This window comes from Vibrio sp. CDRSL-10 TSBA, assembly GCA_039696685.1.
Taxonomy (GTDB): Bacteria; Pseudomonadota; Gammaproteobacteria; order Enterobacterales; family Vibrionaceae; genus Vibrio.
Map to the genome: position 1 here is coordinate 1,389,061 of CP155565.1, position 16,078 is coordinate 1,405,138.

At 50.8% G+C, this 16,078-nt stretch carries 11 protein-coding genes and 5 pseudogenes; 4 read left to right on the top strand and 12 right to left on the bottom strand.

Annotation, left to right across the window (positions count from 1 at the left end):
* Window positions 1-272: 272 nt before the first annotated feature.
* Complete coding sequence (locus ABDK09_06800) at window positions 273-524, top strand: DUF3081 domain-containing protein (GenBank protein XAW87830.1); 252 nt, start codon at window positions 273-275, stop codon at window positions 522-524.
* A gap of 185 nt (window positions 525-709) precedes the next feature.
* On the opposite strand, the pseudogene ABDK09_06805 reads toward ABDK09_06800, so the two are convergent.
* Window positions 710-2,702 (bottom strand): annotated as a pseudogene (locus ABDK09_06805) (flavohemoglobin expression-modulating QEGLA motif protein).
* A 73-nt stretch (window positions 2,703-2,775) separates the two neighbouring features.
* On the bottom strand, window positions 2,776-3,135 hold the full coding sequence (gene maoP, locus ABDK09_06810) for a DUF413 domain-containing protein (GenBank protein ID XAW87831.1): 360 nt from the start codon (window positions 3,133-3,135) through the stop codon (window positions 2,776-2,778).
* Between the two features lie 150 nt (window positions 3,136-3,285).
* Between maoP and ABDK09_06815 the strand changes: the two are divergent.
* A pseudogene (locus tag ABDK09_06815) lies at window positions 3,286-4,171 on the top strand (LysR family transcriptional regulator).
* A 99-nt stretch (window positions 4,172-4,270) separates the two neighbouring features.
* On the opposite strand, the gene ABDK09_06820 reads toward ABDK09_06815, so the two are convergent.
* Window positions 4,271-4,501, bottom strand: a complete 231-nt coding sequence (locus ABDK09_06820) for a DoxX family protein (GenBank protein ID XAW87832.1) — start codon at window positions 4,499-4,501, stop codon at window positions 4,271-4,273.
* Window positions 4,392-4,709 carry a DoxX family protein gene (locus ABDK09_06825; protein ID XAW87833.1) on the bottom strand — a complete coding sequence of 106 codons (318 nt, stop codon included), beginning with the start codon at window positions 4,707-4,709 and terminating at the stop codon, window positions 4,392-4,394. The genes ABDK09_06820 and ABDK09_06825 overlap by 110 nt, the downstream gene beginning before the upstream one ends.
* Before the next feature lie 271 nt (window positions 4,710-4,980).
* Here ABDK09_06825 and ABDK09_06830 point away from each other — a divergent pair.
* Window positions 4,981-6,352, top strand: a pseudogene (locus ABDK09_06830) (AlkA N-terminal domain-containing protein).
* Between the two features lie 34 nt (window positions 6,353-6,386).
* Window positions 6,387-6,872, top strand: coding sequence for a methylated-DNA--[protein]-cysteine S-methyltransferase (locus tag ABDK09_06835; protein XAW87834.1), 486 nt, complete (start codon window positions 6,387-6,389; stop codon window positions 6,870-6,872).
* Here the strand turns inward: ABDK09_06835 and nhaD are convergent.
* The 8 genes and pseudogenes from nhaD to ABDK09_06875 form a co-directional block, all read right to left on the bottom strand.
* Window positions 6,854-8,293, bottom strand: coding sequence for a sodium:proton antiporter NhaD (gene nhaD, locus ABDK09_06840; protein XAW87835.1), 1,440 nt, complete (start codon window positions 8,291-8,293; stop codon window positions 6,854-6,856). The two genes, ABDK09_06835 and nhaD, sit on opposite strands and share 19 nt — an antisense overlap.
* Window positions 8,294-8,435: 142 nt before the next feature.
* Window positions 8,436-9,735, bottom strand: a pseudogene (locus tag ABDK09_06845) (dicarboxylate/amino acid:cation symporter).
* Window positions 9,736-10,218: 483 nt separating this feature from the next.
* Window positions 10,219-10,563: a hypothetical protein gene (locus ABDK09_06850; GenBank protein ID XAW87836.1), complete on the bottom strand. Its 345-nt coding sequence runs from the start codon at window positions 10,561-10,563 to the stop codon at window positions 10,219-10,221.
* Window positions 10,564-10,797: 234 nt separating this feature from the next.
* Window positions 10,798-12,112 (bottom strand): annotated as a pseudogene (locus ABDK09_06855) (alpha/beta fold hydrolase).
* Between the two features lie 168 nt (window positions 12,113-12,280).
* The gene (locus ABDK09_06860; protein XAW87837.1) at window positions 12,281-13,324 is read right to left on the bottom strand and encodes a DUF2955 domain-containing protein; all 1,044 of its coding nucleotides are present in this window, start codon (window positions 13,322-13,324) and stop codon (window positions 12,281-12,283) included.
* A gap of 12 nt (window positions 13,325-13,336) precedes the next feature.
* Complete coding sequence (locus ABDK09_06865) at window positions 13,337-14,398, bottom strand: HlyD family secretion protein (GenBank protein XAW87838.1); 1,062 nt, start codon at window positions 14,396-14,398, stop codon at window positions 13,337-13,339.
* 15 nt (window positions 14,399-14,413) lie between these two features.
* Window positions 14,414-14,890, bottom strand: a complete 477-nt coding sequence (gene slyA, locus ABDK09_06870) for a transcriptional regulator SlyA (GenBank protein XAW87839.1) — start codon at window positions 14,888-14,890, stop codon at window positions 14,414-14,416.
* Between the two features lie 399 nt (window positions 14,891-15,289).
* Entirely contained in the window at window positions 15,290-16,063 is a 774-nt protein-coding gene (locus tag ABDK09_06875; GenBank protein XAW87840.1) for an ABC transporter substrate-binding protein, read from the bottom strand.
* Window positions 16,064-16,078: the final 15 nt, after the last annotated feature.

A 16,078-nucleotide genomic window follows, 5' to 3' on the forward strand; every position in this document is an offset into this window, starting at 1 on the left:
CAGTATAAAAAAAGTATCGGGTTTTCGCTATCCTTTTAAGTAATTTTTGTCATTGATGTTTTGTTTTCTACCTTTCATCTCGCGAACAGCGTTATTTTTGAACCTGATTATCGGATTTTTTGCATTGATTTTTGTTTTTAATGTGTAAAATTTTACAGGTAAAAATAAGTAAGATTAAATGTGCGTGTTGTGACTGTTTTGCTGGCTTGGATTGGCGAAGCGCACAATCGTTATCCATACTTGATATGAACCAGGATAACGGAGCGGTAGCGATGAAAAATGAACTAGACCCGACCAAAATTTTGCACGCTTATGAAAAGGTTATGGCGAACGGAACCCCGACCGAATATGGCAAAATCTATGAGGGAATTGAAGCGTTCTCGGATTATGACGGCTACAACGTCTACATGCGCGGTAACGGGGTAGAGCTGAAAGTCGGCTTCCACAATACCTATCATCTTGAGTACGATCAGGAGCATTTACGTGACTCTTTCCTCAAGAAAGTTGCGATGCTGGGTAAGTGATGTCGGAGCCGTAAAACGGGGCAATGCTTATTCTCAGAAGAAAAGTGCTGATAAGCAAAAATGAGTTTTGGGCAGTAAAACAAAGCCCCGGGCACATTGCGCTCTGGGGCTTTGGGAGAAAGATTCGGTACACGGTGATTATGCCTGACGGCATCCTGCTGAACTGCGTTTAGCAGCCACAGGGATTAACGGTGGCGCAACGAGTCAATCAGATACTTGAGAATCGGTTCCGGCTCGACGCCTTTATCGTCGTAGCGATGTTTGGGCTTCAGTAACCAGCCACGCTCAACCAATTCATCAATCAGATCCAGATATTCGTGGCTGCATTTACCCACCAGCAAGTTATCTATACTGCGTTTTTGTGACTGAGACAGGGTATGCAGAAATCCTTCCAGATACAGGTGGTCTTTGGTAAAGCCACCTCCGCGATACACTCGTGTCGTGGTGACAAATGCACTGTCACGATCCTGGCCCAGTTCATCGACCAGATAATCAAAGGTCTGATAGAAATTCTGTTCCTTGAGCATAGAATCCACTGCCAGCACGCGGGTAGCAAGTGTTTGCAGTCGATCATGTGACATGTAGCCCGCTTTGTACTCCGCTAAAATCGCCAGGCCTTCCTGTGACTCCGTTGCGCCCGGCAGACCAATCGAAAAAATACGCAAAGGCTGGCTGCGTGCATTGAACGTGGTCGCCATATGTACGCCCAATTCGTGCTGGATCAGACGCTGCACTTCCGCATGCGAGAAGGTCACCTTACTGTTGAGATACAGGGTCGGCGGCTTCTGACCGCTCACCATAGCACGCGCGGCGAGCGAAGCGGTCGGCGTGACATTGCATTTCATGCCCCACGCTTTTGCTGCCTGCAGCATAATCTCAGCAGCTTGCTCTGCGTTATACATTGGGCCTTTTTCTTCCGGCAACGTTTTGGCATAGAGCAGGAAACTGGGCATTACTGATGGCATTGGCATCCGGCCGGCCATAGAAACGCAGCGAGTTATACAGAAAACTGTCCTGACCGATACTGGTCAGCAGGTCTATTTTTTCACTGAGTTTATTCACCACTGAGCTGTACAGCTGTTTCAGATCGGGATCGGAAATGGTATCGATCGGTAACTGATAGAGCTTGTGTTTAAACTCATTGGCGTGAATCGGTAACTGCTTGTAGCGAAAGTCCGGCTGATAACGGCTTGGCGCAGCGTCAAAGCGTTTGCGCTCTCCGGTCATATTGGTCGGGTTGATGTACTTGAGCGTCTCCACTTTACGCGTCAGCTTGGACAGCGCTTTGTCGATAGCCAGTACCGCCGGTTCAATCGACGAGCTGAGCATTTTCGCTTTGGTGGTACGGCGCCGGTTATGGCGGCGCTGGAAATAGGCGCTGGTTTCGCTGAATGCCTGCTTGAGGCCGCTTTTCATTGCATCGAGTACCAGGGGATACACGGTGCCGCTGTCGGGATCAAGAAAGACTTTTTTCACTTCGGTCGGCAAAACCAGAGTGCGGTCAAAATGGGCATTGGTATGCGCGATCAAATAGCCGCGCCCTTCAAACACCGCGTCGACTGCCGCATCGCTCTCGATGTGCGGCAACTGGATTTTACCGAGTTCAGCGGTAAAGCGTTTGACCACATTACCCCAGCGCTGCATATCGATTTGCGCGCTGCCGATATTAAATACCGGTGCAGACGGCTCGGTCGACGTCGGCTGGTAAGTGTAAAGGTCAAACACAATCACCATACCAAACATGGATTCCAGCTTGGCAATCAGAGCTTCATACAGGCGGTAAAACTGGGCGTGCTTTTCGTGACTGATGGCACGCTGACGATCATTGAGCGGGCGCTTCCAGGCCGACTTATAGCGTGTACTCAGCGTGCGGGCACGATTGAGGTCGTACTCAAAACGCGAGTCGAGACTCCAGAGCGTGATCGGCTGAGAGGCGATAAGCTGGTCGGAAAACGGCGCCTCTTCCAGACGACGCTGCGCAGCGGGAAGCTGGCACAGGGGCTGCAATTCGGCACGAAGGCGGTTACCTGCATGAATGGCGGTGCACACCACAGGCAGATATTGTTCTATCTTGATAAAACAGCCGGCGGAGTCGAGCTCGCCGGAAAAAGGCTGCCCTCGCTGAATCAGCGAGAGCATCTCTTCCAAAGTGTAAACTTTAGAAACCGGGTTGGCCATGGGTGACCCTTAAAGAAGACGTCAACGTCGGTGAGAAACAGGGGCTGCTGTAACTGGACAAAGCCCCGCTAAATTAGTCTTCTTCGGTCAGGCTTGGCTCATCATCGGTATAGTCGTCTGCCGCATCTGGCTTGTTACGACCGTTCAGCGTGTGGAAACGCTTACGACCGCGTGACAGACGGACATACTTCATCCATACCTTTTCAATTTTGCTTTCGGCCAGATCCGGATTATCCAGTACCTGAAGGAAACGCTGCTCTTCGGCGTTTTCTGGTTGTAATACGCCAGATTCCAGACCAAGCATGGTGTCACCATATTGGGTCAGAAGGGTTTCTTCACCCAGAGTGAAATCACCAGATTTCGCGAAGCCTCGTGGGAATTTCTTAGTATCGAAAAAATGTTTTTTTCCTAGACGAAATACTGTCTCAGACATGTCAACCTCGTGTGTCTATTGGCTACCATTACGTTGCCGTGGTTCACGGCGAAAGTTAGGCGTAAAATCCAGAAAAGAAAAACAAAAATTTTTTATCGTCATTATTGTACTTCCTTGTTAATCTTCACGAGGAATATCAGAGGATTCAATATGGACGTAAAAGTCTTTCGCACCTTTCTTGAATTGGCCAAAGTACGCCATTTTGGCCGGGCCGCAGAGAATCTTTATCTGACTCAGGCGGCGGTGAGTGCACGAATTAAACAACTCGAAAATTATTTCGATACCCAACTGTTTACCCGTGACCGGAACAACATCAAACTGACCTCAGCAGGTGAACGATTGGTCAGCTACGCTGAAGTCATGGTCGCGACCTTGCAACAGGCTAAATTTGAGTTGTCGCTTGATAACGGTAAAGCGCTGCAACTGACGATTGGCGGCACGCCCAACATCTGGGATGCTTATCTGCAAAACTGTCTGAGCGTGATCACTGACGCTTTCAGCGGTTATGGCTTTATGGCTGAAGTCATGGGGCGCGAGCAGCTGAGCCGTAATTTGCTCGAACGTACCCTGGATATGGGCTTTGCGTTTGACCAGATCAAAGCAGAAGAAACTGCAGTGCAAGAAAGTGGCCGATTTGGTGCTGGTGATGGTTTCGACCCGTCCGGACACCGCAGACAGCGTGTTTAACAACAAATACGTCTATGTCGACTGGGGTTCGCGTTTTGCGTCAGAACACGCTGACAGGCACCCTAAAGCGCCTGCGCCGTTTCTGCGCACCTCAACGGCGCGTATTGCACTGGATTTTATTCTGGAAAAAGGCGGCAGCGCTTACATGCCCGCTTCGGTGGTGGAGCCGTTCCTTAATTCAGGCCAATTGCATCGTGTCGCCGGGGTGGAAGACTGGTATCGTCCGATCTACCTGAGCTATCGTAAAAACAGCTCATCGGTTGAGGCGATTACTCAGGTCGAAGGTTTGGTGAAAAACATTGATCCGCTCACCGCATTCAGCTTGCAGAAAGCGGGTGAAGTGAATTAGCCGGTCGGATTGACAGAAAGAAAACGTGTAAACAGAAAAGGGGCGAGTTAACAACTCGCCCCTTTTGTTATTGTTCAGCCAAAAACCAGTTGTCCAGCCTTATTTTTGGCTGATGCTTGAGTCTAGGCTCGCTTTACCAGCGCCTGAAATCAGCAGTGATACACTTGCCGCCAGCAGAGCCAGACCAAATTCATAGCCGTTGTTAGCAATGAACAGACCGTTACCAATGTGAACGCTCAGGATAGCAACAATCATCGCAAAGGCAGTAACAAACGCTGCAGGGCGGGTCAGCAGACCGATCAGCAGCAACAGACCACCAAAGAAACTCACCGCTACCGGCCAGGAACGCCATCAGAACGCCAGGTTCAATACCGATTGAAGCCATCCACTGACCTGTACCTTCCAGGCCGTAACCACCAAACCAGCCAAACAGTTTCTGTGAGCCGTGAGCCATGTAAATGATACCGATTGGAATACGCAGTGCCAGTGGGGCAAAACCTGCAGTAGTGCTCATCAGTTTTTTTAATAGTGCGTTCATTGTCGTGTTCCTTAACATTCGATAATCTGAAATAAGTGGGTACAGCGCTAAAGTCTGTCTTCGTGTCGATGGAGTAATTGTAGGTGAGTCAGAAAATTTTGATAATGACTTTAGCTCGACATACTTGTTCAAAAAAATCGAATGACTTCCAGTGGCAAATAAATTGCAGCTGAGATAGGTAATTTTCCGCTTTGATCATTCAGTACCGAAAATGGCTAGTTTTCCGCGTGGTGCGTCGTACACTGGACATATCGTATCAGGAAGCCGAATCATGACACTGCACAGCCAAACTGAACTGACTCCTCAGCAATGCCAACGGGCACGAATGAGCCGCGATGCGCGTTTTGACGGCCGTTTTTATATCGCGGTGAAATCTACTGGTATCTTCTGCCGGCCGATTTGCCCGGCAACGTTGCCGAAAGAAGAGAATGTGGAATATTTTGCCCATCAGGCACAGGCTCTGCAGGCCGGTTACCGGCCCTGTTTGCGTTGTCGCCCGGATAGCGCGCCCGCGTCATGGGCGTGGAAGGGAACCGAAACGACTTTCCAGCGAGCGGTCAGCCTGATTGATAATGGCGCTTTGCAGGGCAAATCGCTGGGGGATCTAGCCGAGCGGCTCGGGATCAGCGAACGCTATTTGCGTCAGTTGTTTAAAACCTATTTGGGGATGTCGCCGAAACAGTATGCCCAGTATCAGCAACTGATGTTTGCCAAGCAGTTGCTCCATCACAGCCATTTGTCAGTGACGGATATCGGGTTTGCCTGTGGTTTTAACAGCACCCGGCGCTTTAATGATGCGTTTCAAAAGTTTCTGCGCCTGACTCCGAGTCAGGTGCGGCGTGAACCGGGCAGCGTCAGTGCCACTAATACGGTGTCGCTTGCTTACCGTGGTCCGTTTGACTGGCAGCATATGCTGGCATTTTATCAGCTTCGGGCGATAGACGGCATCGAGCAAGTGCAGGCAGATCGTTATCAGCGCCATGTTATGCTCAATGACAGCCGCGCCTGGTTTTCTGCCCGTTGTGCATCCGAGACCCATATGGAGATTGAATTTGAACTCGAATCGCTGCGGAGTCTGCGTTATCTAGTCAGTATCTGGCGGCGGGTGTTTGACCTCAATGCGGATATGGTGGCGATAGAAGCTCAGCTTGCCGAGGCAGCACCGGAGTTAGTGATTCACCCCGGACTGCGAATACCCGGCGTGTGGAGTCCCTGGGAAGCTGGTGTACGTGCCGTTTCTGGGGCAGCAGGTATCGATCAAAGCAGCGATCGGGCAGCTCAATCTGCTGGTGAGTACGCTCAATCAGCATCAGCCGCGTCCGTGGTATTTTCCGGATGCACAGCAAGTGGCGAGTGCGGATTTAAGTTTTCTGCGTATGCCACAAAGTCGCAAAGAGACGCTCTTCCGTTTAGCTCACTTTGTGCAGCAAAATCCGCACGCAGCCATCGATGAATGGCTGACGCTGAAAGGCATTGGCCCCTGGACGGTGGATTATGCGCGCTTGCGTGGTCAGTCCGACAGTAACTGCTTTCTGAGCGGTGATCTGATTGTCAAAAAAGCGCTGGCATTGCATCCCGGACTGACCGCGGAGCGGGTTGCTCCCTGGGGCAGCTACGCTACTTTCCAATGCTGGAACCAGTGATTGTCTTATTTTATCTGATGGCAGGAGCCGTAACATGCATCAATATACCTATTATCAAAGTCCGCTCGGGACGATGACATTGCAAGCCTGTGATAAGGGTCTGCTCGGTGCCTGGTTTAGTACCCAGACCACTCAGCCGGATGAACTGGGCGAGTATAATCCGGCATTTCCTCTTCTGGTGGAAACCATGCGTCAGCTCGATGAATATTTTACCGGCCAGCGCCGTGAGTTTGATTTAGCGCTGGCCGCGACCGGAACGGAGTTCCAGCGCGCAGTCTGGCGGGCGCTCGTTACGATACCTTATGGCGAGTCCTGGAGTTATCAGCAACTGGCTGATGCGATCAATAATCCGAAAGCGGTACGGGCGGTCGGGCTGGCGAATGGAAAAAATCCGCTTTCGATTATTGTACCGTGTCACCGTGTGATTGGTAAAAACGGCAAACTGACCGGTTATGCCGGGGGCGTGGAGCGTAAAGCGTATCTGCTTGAGTTAGAGGGGGCTCAGATAAACAGCGCCTGATTAAGCCACAAATGCACGATAATGCTCACTACATAGCCCAGCGCAATAACCGGCGACCATTTTAAATGGCTGATAAAGGTGTATTTTCCGTGTGACGCGCCCATTAAGGCCACTCCGGCCGCAGAGCCGATAGAGAGCAGGCTGCCGCCCACACCGGCTGTGAGCGTTACCAGCAGCCAGTTTCCGAGCGACATGGTCGGTTCCATCGTCAGGACGGCAAACATGACCGGAATATTATCGACAATCGAAGAAAGTACCCCGACACTGATATTGGCCCACATCGGATCCCACTGGCTGTACATCAGCTCTGAGATCAGCCCCAGATAACCAAGCAGGCTCAGGCCGCCAACACACATCACCACGCCATAGAAAAACAGCAGGGTGTCCCATTCGGCATGGGAGATCCGCCGGAACACATCGAACGGCACCACTGAGCCCAGCCTCCGCAATGCAGCTTCATCGCCGTTGGCAATCGCCCGTTTGGCTTTTTTAGCTAATGAACCGGCCAGTGTTTGACGCAGGAAGTAACCAAAAAATTGCAGATAGGCCAGGCCCATCATCATGCCCATCACTGGCGGGAAGTGGAACAGGGCATGAAAACTCACCGCGGTGATGATGGTCAGAATAAACAAGCCGACAATACGCCGTGCGCCGCGTTTTAGCTCGACATGCTCATGGATAACATCCGGCATGCCGGTTGGCAGAAACCAGGACATCACCAGCGCCGGCAGCAGATAGTTGATGACCGAAGGCAGAAACAGATCCATAAACTGCATAAACGCCACGTGACCAGCCTGCCACACCATCAGGGTCGTAATGTCACCAAACGGGCTGAATGCGCCACCGGCGTTGGCCGCGACCACGATATTAATACAGGCCAGATTGATAAACTGAGTGTTTTGTCCGCCCACCTTCATCACCACTGCGCACATCAGCAGGGCGGTGGTCAGGTTATCGGCGATCGGTGAAATGAAAAAAGCGAGCCAACCAGTGAGCCAGAACAGGGAGCGAAAGTTAAATCCTTTGCTGGTCATCCAGGCTTGCAGGGCATCAAACAGGCGCCGCTCTTCCATAGCACTGATGTAGGTCATGGCGACCAGCAGGAACAGCAGCAACTCGGCGTATTCGAGCAGGTTGTATTCTAGTGCTTTCTGGGCGACTTCAGTGGCGCCATGCTGTTGGTAAACATAGCCAATCATGGCCCAGATAATCCCTGCTGCCAGCAGCACGGGTTTAGATTTGCGCAGCTGCAGGTACTCTTCCAGCATCACCAGAATATAAGCGACGGCAAACAGCGCCAGAGCAGTATAACCAATCCCGGATTGAGTGAGGGCGAGTGGAGTGCCGGGTTCGGTGAAGGCAAGGCTTTGGGCAGAGAACAGGACTGTCAACAGAATCAATACCGGCCTGAAAAGGGACATGGCAGCTCTCCGGCTAATAGAAAGTAACCAAATTTTAGAAGCAAATTTTCAGCTTGAGTGTGAGATAGCTCTATCTGTCTGATGTAAAGCAATAAAAAACCCCGCGTATGCGGGGTTTGAGAGATGAACTCACGTTGATTGATCAGGCACCTTTAAGGTGAACCTGCTCCTCTTTTACGCCAGCTTGTGGATCGTTGAAGCGGGCTTCGTCCAGCGCGTTTTCTGATTTCGCCACAATACAGGTCACACAGCTGTCACCGGTAATGTTAACTGCAGTACGGATCATATCCAGCAGGCGGTCGACACCCATAATCAGCGCAATACCTTCCAGCGGCAGGCCAACCTGGTTCAGAACCATGGCCAGCATGACCAGACCCACACCCGGAACACCAGCTGTACCGATAGAAGCCAGCGTCGCAGTCAGAATAACGGTCAGGTAGTCACCCATCGACAGGTCAATGTTGAATGCCTGAGCGATAAATGCTGTCGCCACACCCTGCATGATGGCGGTGCCGTCCATGTTGACGGTTGCACCCAGCGGGATAGTGAACGAAGCCACTTTATTATCGACACCAAAACGGTTTTTCGCTGTCTCCATGGTCACCGGAATGGTGGCATTAGACGATGCGGTTGAGAAGGCGAACATGATCGCATCTTCCATTTTACGGAAGAAAGTGATCGGGCTCAGGCCAGAGAAGCTCTTCAGCATCACACCGTAAGTCACAAAACCGTGGATCAGCAGTGTCGCGGTCAGAACCACGAAGTACTCCGCCAGGTTCATGATCGCGCTCAGGCCTAAACCTGTGAACAGTTTTGCCATCAGGAAGAACACACCGTAAGGTGCGATGTTCATCAGCAGAGCAACCAGCTTCATGATGACCGCGTTCAGGTCTTCAAACAGAGCCGCAATGCGCTCACCTGGCTTACCGGCAGCACTGATAGCGATACCGAACAGAAACCGCGAACACGATGACCTGCAGAGTTTTGCCTTCTGCCATCGCATTGATCGGGTTAGTCGGGAACATATCGATGATCACCTGACCCAGTGACGGCGCATCGGCAGATTTAAAGCTGCTTGCTGCGGTCAGGTCTGCACCGGCCCCAGGCTGGAAAATGGCACCCATAGTGAGAGCCAGCGTGATTGCTACAGCAGTGGTGGTGATATAAAACGCCAGTGTTTTGCCGCCCATGCGGCCCAGCGTTGACAGATCTTTTAGTGAGCTTGTACCGCAAACCAGTGAAACAAACACCAGTGGTACGACAAGCATTTTCAGGCTGGCAATAAAGATCTTACCGCCAACGTCAAATAGTCCGTTAACAATGTATGCGTCGACAAATCCGTTGTCAGCAAATAGGGCGCGAATCGCAAACCCGGTCAAGATACCCGCGACCATACCCAGAATGACTCTGGCAGTCAGCGACATTGGTTTCTTGGTATTCATTAAGAACACTCCTTATAGTTATCCACTTCGACATCATTTCAAAGCGAGCGGGAGAGTAGCAGCCAGAAGTGAAAATAAAAAAGCAATTTCACAATAACGCACCCTTTGCGTGATCTGTGTCACTCTTTGTGCAGTGATTTTTACTGGGATATAACAAATAAGTAGTTAAAAAATGCAATTAATTCCGTTCTGTTAACATATAAGTCTATTAATGCAACAGTTTTCAATCTGGTAAAGCGGAGATTTTTTCTGCAGTTGATAGGTTTTTAGCTGGTTTATCAGTGGATTGGAATGCTGACAAAAACAGCCATCTGCGTTCGAAATCATTCGGTAAGGCTGATTTTAGCTATTTGGCGTACAAAAAGACCTCATCTATTGATGAGGTCGATGTATTTGAGGCACTTAATCAGAGCGAACGGCAGGGAGAAATCGAGTCGTAAGTGGGCGGGCTATACCTTGATACTATCTATACCGGAATACTATCTATACTGTAATGCTATCGAGGCTTTCGCTGACCTGATCGGCGTACTGGATAATAGTATTGATGTTCGGGCATTGCGCAGTACGGTATTGTGTATGACGGTGATGCAGCTGACCACATAGGCGGTGGCTTTCGTCACACAGACATTCCATGGTCTGCAACAGCCCCTCAATACGGCTGGTATCGTTGACGGCACTCACCACCAACTCCGAATACTGGCTGCGTAGCACCGCCTGCTGCTGGCAAAGTTGTTGATATTGCGGGCTGTTGATATCCATCACCGCCAATAAATCATCCAGTTGCATCAGCGATAAGTAGAGCTGCTGGGTCAGTGATACCTGTTCCATGGCTTCCTCCTCTGGTTCCCTGTGCGGCTCCCGGATAGAAGCCGCCTTATATAAGTGTTAACCAGAATTCGTGAGGATGAAAAATATTTATGTGATCCTCTGGCGCGAAGTTGATAGCGCTAAATATTTATTCCCATATTATCCCCTTCCAACTTGAAGCCACATCGGCGTTGGCTGCAACGCCAAGTTGTTTGGGTATCGTGACCGGCAGACGATAGTTGCTCTGTTTACCCATTACAGCAGATCAATATTGAGATTCGCGGCCGTCTGTTCACCCATTTCAATCAGCCGATCCAGAATATGTTCACCGTCGGCGCGCAACCCATTGTGTTCATATTGGTTAGTGATCCAGGCGCGCGAATTTGCGATTTGGCGTAACGTTTCCCGGCTGATATCCATGTCGACAAACATATCATCCGCATAAACTGCGCAGCTGACCGGAAACCGCGTTGTGCGCCAGTACCTCTTCATTATACAGAGGGCCCCAATCCACTTTTTCTGCCAGCAGATTGGCGGTTTTACGCAGTGGCTTAAGATTGGTGTATTGCTCAAACATCCACGGAAACACCATTTCTCCGGTGAACAGGAAAGGTTTGCCCGGCTGATAGTGAAATTCAGCAAAAGCATCGCGCATACGATGGGCGGACCAGCTTGATGCAAATCCCTGGCAGTAAATCGCTTCATGTAGAAGCGCGTAGATAGGATTGGTCTGAAATCCTTGTTCCATCATCATCTGTTGCAGAAACTCGTAGCGCAGGGCGGGTTTACCATCAACCTCAATCAATGCATTTTCCAGACTGAAGTAAGTGGGCATAAACGCGTCACTCATCCCGAAACGAATACCGATTTGCTGGAACTGTTCGACGGTAAAACGCTGGCCATTTGGCAGCAGTACTTCGTGATTGTGCAGGTGATCGGCGATACGTTGACATAACTGCTGCGCCTGGGGAAACTGGGCGAAGAAGGCAGCGTTCTTTTCTTTAGTGCGCTGAAAAGTCGCGCGGTAAACGCAGTCGGAATGGCGTGATAATGAGGGGACTCCACCGGTGATATAGCTGCGCAGCAGACTGTCCGGAAACAGCGAGAGATAGGTCAGGGAGCAGAAGCCACCAAAGCTCTGGCCTAAGATTGCCCAGCGCTCAATTTTCCATTGCTGACGAATAAATTCGGCATCACGCACGATATTGTCAGCGCGGAAGTGACTTAGGTAGTCAGCCTGCTGGCGCGGTTTGAGACCAGCCAGAGTCTGATGATTGACCACACTACTCTGCCCGGTACCACGTTGGTCGAGCAGCAAGACGCGAAACTGCTGCAGGGCCCGTTTCATCCAGCCGCTGCTGGCACTGGTGCGAGGCGAAGGAAAGCCGGGCCCGCCCTGAAAGTAAACCAGCCAGGGTTTTTTCTCATCACTGCCATTGGCGGCGGTCACCGCACGGGCGAAGATTTGGATTTGCGCCGCTTTCGGTTGCTGGTAGTCCAGAGGGACAGAAAAGGTGTGAGGCGTATAGCGCACGCCAGCTTCCACGAAGCTTTGGGTCGGATGCATCATGACGAACCGGGATCCTTGTTGGTCATCGGAATAGAAGACCTAGTATAGCTGAGCGCGGTTTTAAGATGCCAATGGCGGGTTAAGAAGCCGGAACGGGCGCAAAAAAATGATGCTCTGAGCACAGGCTGCAGAGCATCATGGGGGTGTTTGGCGCAACGTTGCTTAGGTCTAGCTTTCTACCGGACCGAAGCTGGTCGCTTCAAAACGGTTCAGAATACGGTGGACAGCATAGGCAACCGTCAGGGTGATCACGATCGCCCCGAAAATACTGCTGACCCGGTACAGGGCACTGAACACCAAATCGCCATCCGGAGCCAGGTACTGTCCGAAAAGAATACCGAGTGTGGTCATACCGCCGAAACCGGCGCCGGATCCACTCGACTCTTTACAGTGCATGTAACCAAAAATCATCAGACCAATCCACAACAGCGGGATCACGAACAGCAGGGTATCTGACCAGTCATACAGTATTATTTGTGTCAGCAGGCCAAAGGTCACGCCCATAATGGTACCCATAGCTCGCTTGCGTGCGTAACCCATCGCGCCGTTCCAGTGCATCGGAAACAGCAGCAGAACAGTGGTCGCCTGAGCAGACAGTGAGTCCTGCAGATCGGCGACCTGAAATACGACAAATGACAGTGTGGCAATCACTGAACCCATCAGTGCTTCATGGCGCATACGGTGCGACTTTTTCGGCACGGTCGGACGCGGTGGCGGCTGACGCGGTTCCACATCCGGAATCAGGAAAGTCACCAGATAGGCTACAAGCACGGATAAGAAGGTCGCCACCAGGTTATCCTCAATTAGGATATTGAGGTTCGTAGTCGGGTAACTGGCAAAGTGCAGCATGATACTCAGGTTAATCACACTGTTTGCACCAAACAGGAACAGCGGGCCCTTGGACATGCAGGCAAATTTACTCAGGAACAGGAAGAACGCGATGATGGTCATCATGCCCGGATGGTCACCAAAAATACCGCCTAAAATACCCACTTCCAGTGCAATCACTACCGATGACGCTAAGATCTGTCGTGCTGCATGCGCGTTGATCACAGGTATCATGCCGAGCAGCAGAATCGGGGTGACGGTAAAGAACACCCCGTTGTCCCAGCCCATCACTTTGTTAAAGGTGAATCCGAGCGTGGCGCCGGTCGCAATACGCAGGCACTGGCGGAAATCATTGTTGGATAATGGATGATCCCAAAGTCTCATACCAGCCCCCGGTTAATAGATGTAGTGCAGGGTGCTGAGGAAATGAATCTGCGCTTTAGCCAGGAAATTCAGAACCGGAGACTCCGGCAACAATTGTACGGTGGCACGTGCACCGGCCGGTAGTTTTTGCAATTCTTCATCATGCATAACAAGGTGCAGGCGCATACGTTGCGCATCACGTACCCAGCGGTTGGATGAGGTCGGGGTTGCCAGACGGCCGTCAGCATCAAACTGGCCTGAGCTTACACCAGCGTCAATAGTGCCGACTTCAGCCGTAAAAACCTGTCCAGGTTTGCTGTCGAATGCAACCATAGCCTGGCTGTTGTGACCGAAATGACGCAGGCTCTTCTCACGGAAGTCCGCAATCACATCCACTTCATTGTCAACCAGCGCCAGCAGCGGGTTGCCCGCGGCTGCGTACGTGCCGCTATCTAACTGCAGGTTGGTCACGATGCCGTCGTTTTCGGCCACCACCCGGGTGTATGACAGGTTAAGCTCAGCCTGATCAAGTTGGTTCTGCGCAACGCGAATGTTGACGTTTTTGTTGTCGTCAATGTCACCGCGGCTGACTTCCAGCTCTTTCAGACGAGCACGGGAAGCAGCAAGGCTGGCTTTGGCCGCGGTAGCATCACTCTGGGCGTCGTCACGTAACTGTTGTGAAGTGCCATTGCGCAGGAAAAGAGTGTTCAGACGGTGGTATTCACGTTCACGTTGTTCAAGGACGATTTTGGCTGCATCTACATCCGCTTTAGCTGCATTAATAGAGGCATCTAGTTGGTCGTTGTCCTGCATTACTCGCTCAAGATTGAGCTGTGCCTGATTAACAGCCAGTTGATACTGTTTCGGATCGATTTCAAACAGGATGTCGCCTTTTTGTACCACCTGGTTGTTTTTTACGTTGATCGCTGTGATCTGGCCGCTGATACGCGGTGCCACTTTAGTTACAACTCGGGTCGCCATCGCTTGCGGTGTCAATGGCATAGCAAGGTCAGCGATGAGAAAATACGCAAAGACGAAAACAAACCCAATACAGGAGTATTTGATCCAGCGAGCGAATTTTTGATCGGGTGTCATAGAATTGAATGTCTCTTAAATTGAAGGTTGGTCTGACAGAGTGCTAAGGGCTTCGAGAGCGTTTTCAGAGATCTGTTCCAGGATCTGACTTAACTTCATCAGTTCATCGTCATTGATCGTGCTCAGCAGCTGGCGGCGGACCTGAAGAATGCGCGTCTCCATTTGCTGAATCATCAAACGGCCTTCATCTGTGAGCGAGATGATGCGTGCCCGTTTGTCGCTTACGCAGTGATGTCTGGTGATCAGTGATTGCTCTTCGAGCTGTTTCAAAGTGCGCATTAATGAAGCAAGTTCAATCTCGAGCGCATCCGCCAGTTGTTTCTGACTGATGTTGTCCCCCAGACGCTGTAGCTTCCATAAAGCCGTCCAGCGCGGGTGAGTTAACCCCAAAGGAGACAGTTCGCGATCCGCCACCATCTTCCACAGACGGGATACGCGGGCGAGCTTTTCGGCCAGGGTCAATTCATACAGATTGTTGATGTCTTGGATCATAATGAGCCTTAGATACTTAGCAGGCTAAGTAATATAATTTAGTTAGCCTGCTAAGTAAATATTTTGTGAGTAAAATCACAATAAAAAGTAAGACCAATTTGACTGCAGAATACGTAGATTGAGCTGAAATCTTGCCGGGGTGATGGATAAGCCTTGCTGAAGGGAAATAAAAAAGCCACGCAGTGCGTGGCTTCATCATCATCGATAAGGTCAATATAATCTTAGTTATGCTGATAACTTCTTCTTATATACCCTTCCTACTTGAAGCTGCAGCGGTGTTGGCTGCATTCGTTCACCCCAATCACATAGTGTCTCTATGCTCTTGGGGATTCACTCATTTGCCGCCTACCTGCAACTCCAAGTTGTTTGGGTATAAACCGTTCTGTAGCGCCGTGGCGATTACAGGTCTGCACCATAGATATCGAAGTTAAAGTATTTAGCAGCAATCTTGTCGTAAGTACCGTTGGCGCGGATCTCCGCGATCGCTTTGTTAAACTTCTCTGCCAGCGCTTTGTCCTGCTTTCTCAGCGCCAGGGCGGTACCGAAGCCGATGTAAGCCGGATCAGTCACAGCTTCGCCTTTGAACTCAAATCCCTGACCTTCTGGTTTGTCGAGGAACGCCAGACCCAGTTGGTCCGCGTTTGCCATCGTCACATCCAGACGACCGTTTTGCAGGTCGATGTAAACTTCATCTTGGCCGCCGTAACGTTTGATCTCTGCCACATCGGCAAATTTGTCTGTGACGTAACGGTCTACTGTGGTACCACGTTGCACACCGATCACCTTGCCTTTCAGACCTTCTTTATCAATGGTGAAGGTCGCGTCTTTGCTGGCGGCAAAGCGGGCCGGAGTCTGGTAATACTTGTTAGTGAACAGCACTTTCTTTTTGCGCTCTTCGGTAATACGCATCGATGCCATGATGACGTCAACCTTACGTGCCAGCAGGCTAGGGATCAGTGAATCCCAGCCTTGCGATACCCAGGTACACTCCAGTTGAGCTTGCTTACACAGCGCGTCTGCGATTTCGATATCAAAACCAACCGGCTGACCTTCGCTGTTTTTGTAGTTAAACGGCGGGTAGGTAAAGTCGGACGCCAGGCGCACTTCTTTGGCAAAAGCACCAGAGCAGAACAGGGTGGCAATACAAGCCAGACCAGCAGCAAATTTTTTCATGAGTAAATTCCTTTT

Excerpts from the sequence above, each read along its gene's own strand:
- ABDK09_06800 (XAW87830.1), top strand. The coding sequence starts at position 273 with ATGAAAAATGAACTAGACCCGACCAAAATTTTGCACGCTTATGAAAAG.
- maoP (XAW87831.1), bottom strand. The coding sequence starts at position 3,135 with ATGTCTGAGACAGTATTTCGTCTAGGAAAAAAACATTTTTTCGATACT.
- ABDK09_06825 (XAW87833.1), bottom strand. The coding sequence starts at position 4,709 with ATGAACGCACTATTAAAAAAACTGATGAGCACTACTGCAGGTTTTGCC.
- ABDK09_06835 (XAW87834.1), top strand. The coding sequence starts at position 6,387 with ATGCATCAATATACCTATTATCAAAGTCCGCTCGGGACGATGACATTG.
- nhaD (XAW87835.1), bottom strand. The coding sequence starts at position 8,293 with ATGTCCCTTTTCAGGCCGGTATTGATTCTGTTGACAGTCCTGTTCTCT.
- ABDK09_06850 (XAW87836.1), bottom strand. The coding sequence starts at position 10,563 with ATGGAACAGGTATCACTGACCCAGCAGCTCTACTTATCGCTGATGCAA.
- ABDK09_06860 (XAW87837.1), bottom strand. The coding sequence starts at position 13,324 with ATGAGACTTTGGGATCATCCATTATCCAACAATGATTTCCGCCAGTGC.
- ABDK09_06865 (XAW87838.1), bottom strand. The coding sequence starts at position 14,398 with ATGACACCCGATCAAAAATTCGCTCGCTGGATCAAATACTCCTGTATT.
- slyA (XAW87839.1), bottom strand. The coding sequence starts at position 14,890 with ATGATCCAAGACATCAACAATCTGTATGAATTGACCCTGGCCGAAAAG.
- ABDK09_06875 (XAW87840.1), bottom strand. The coding sequence starts at position 16,063 with ATGAAAAAATTTGCTGCTGGTCTGGCTTGTATTGCCACCCTGTTCTGC.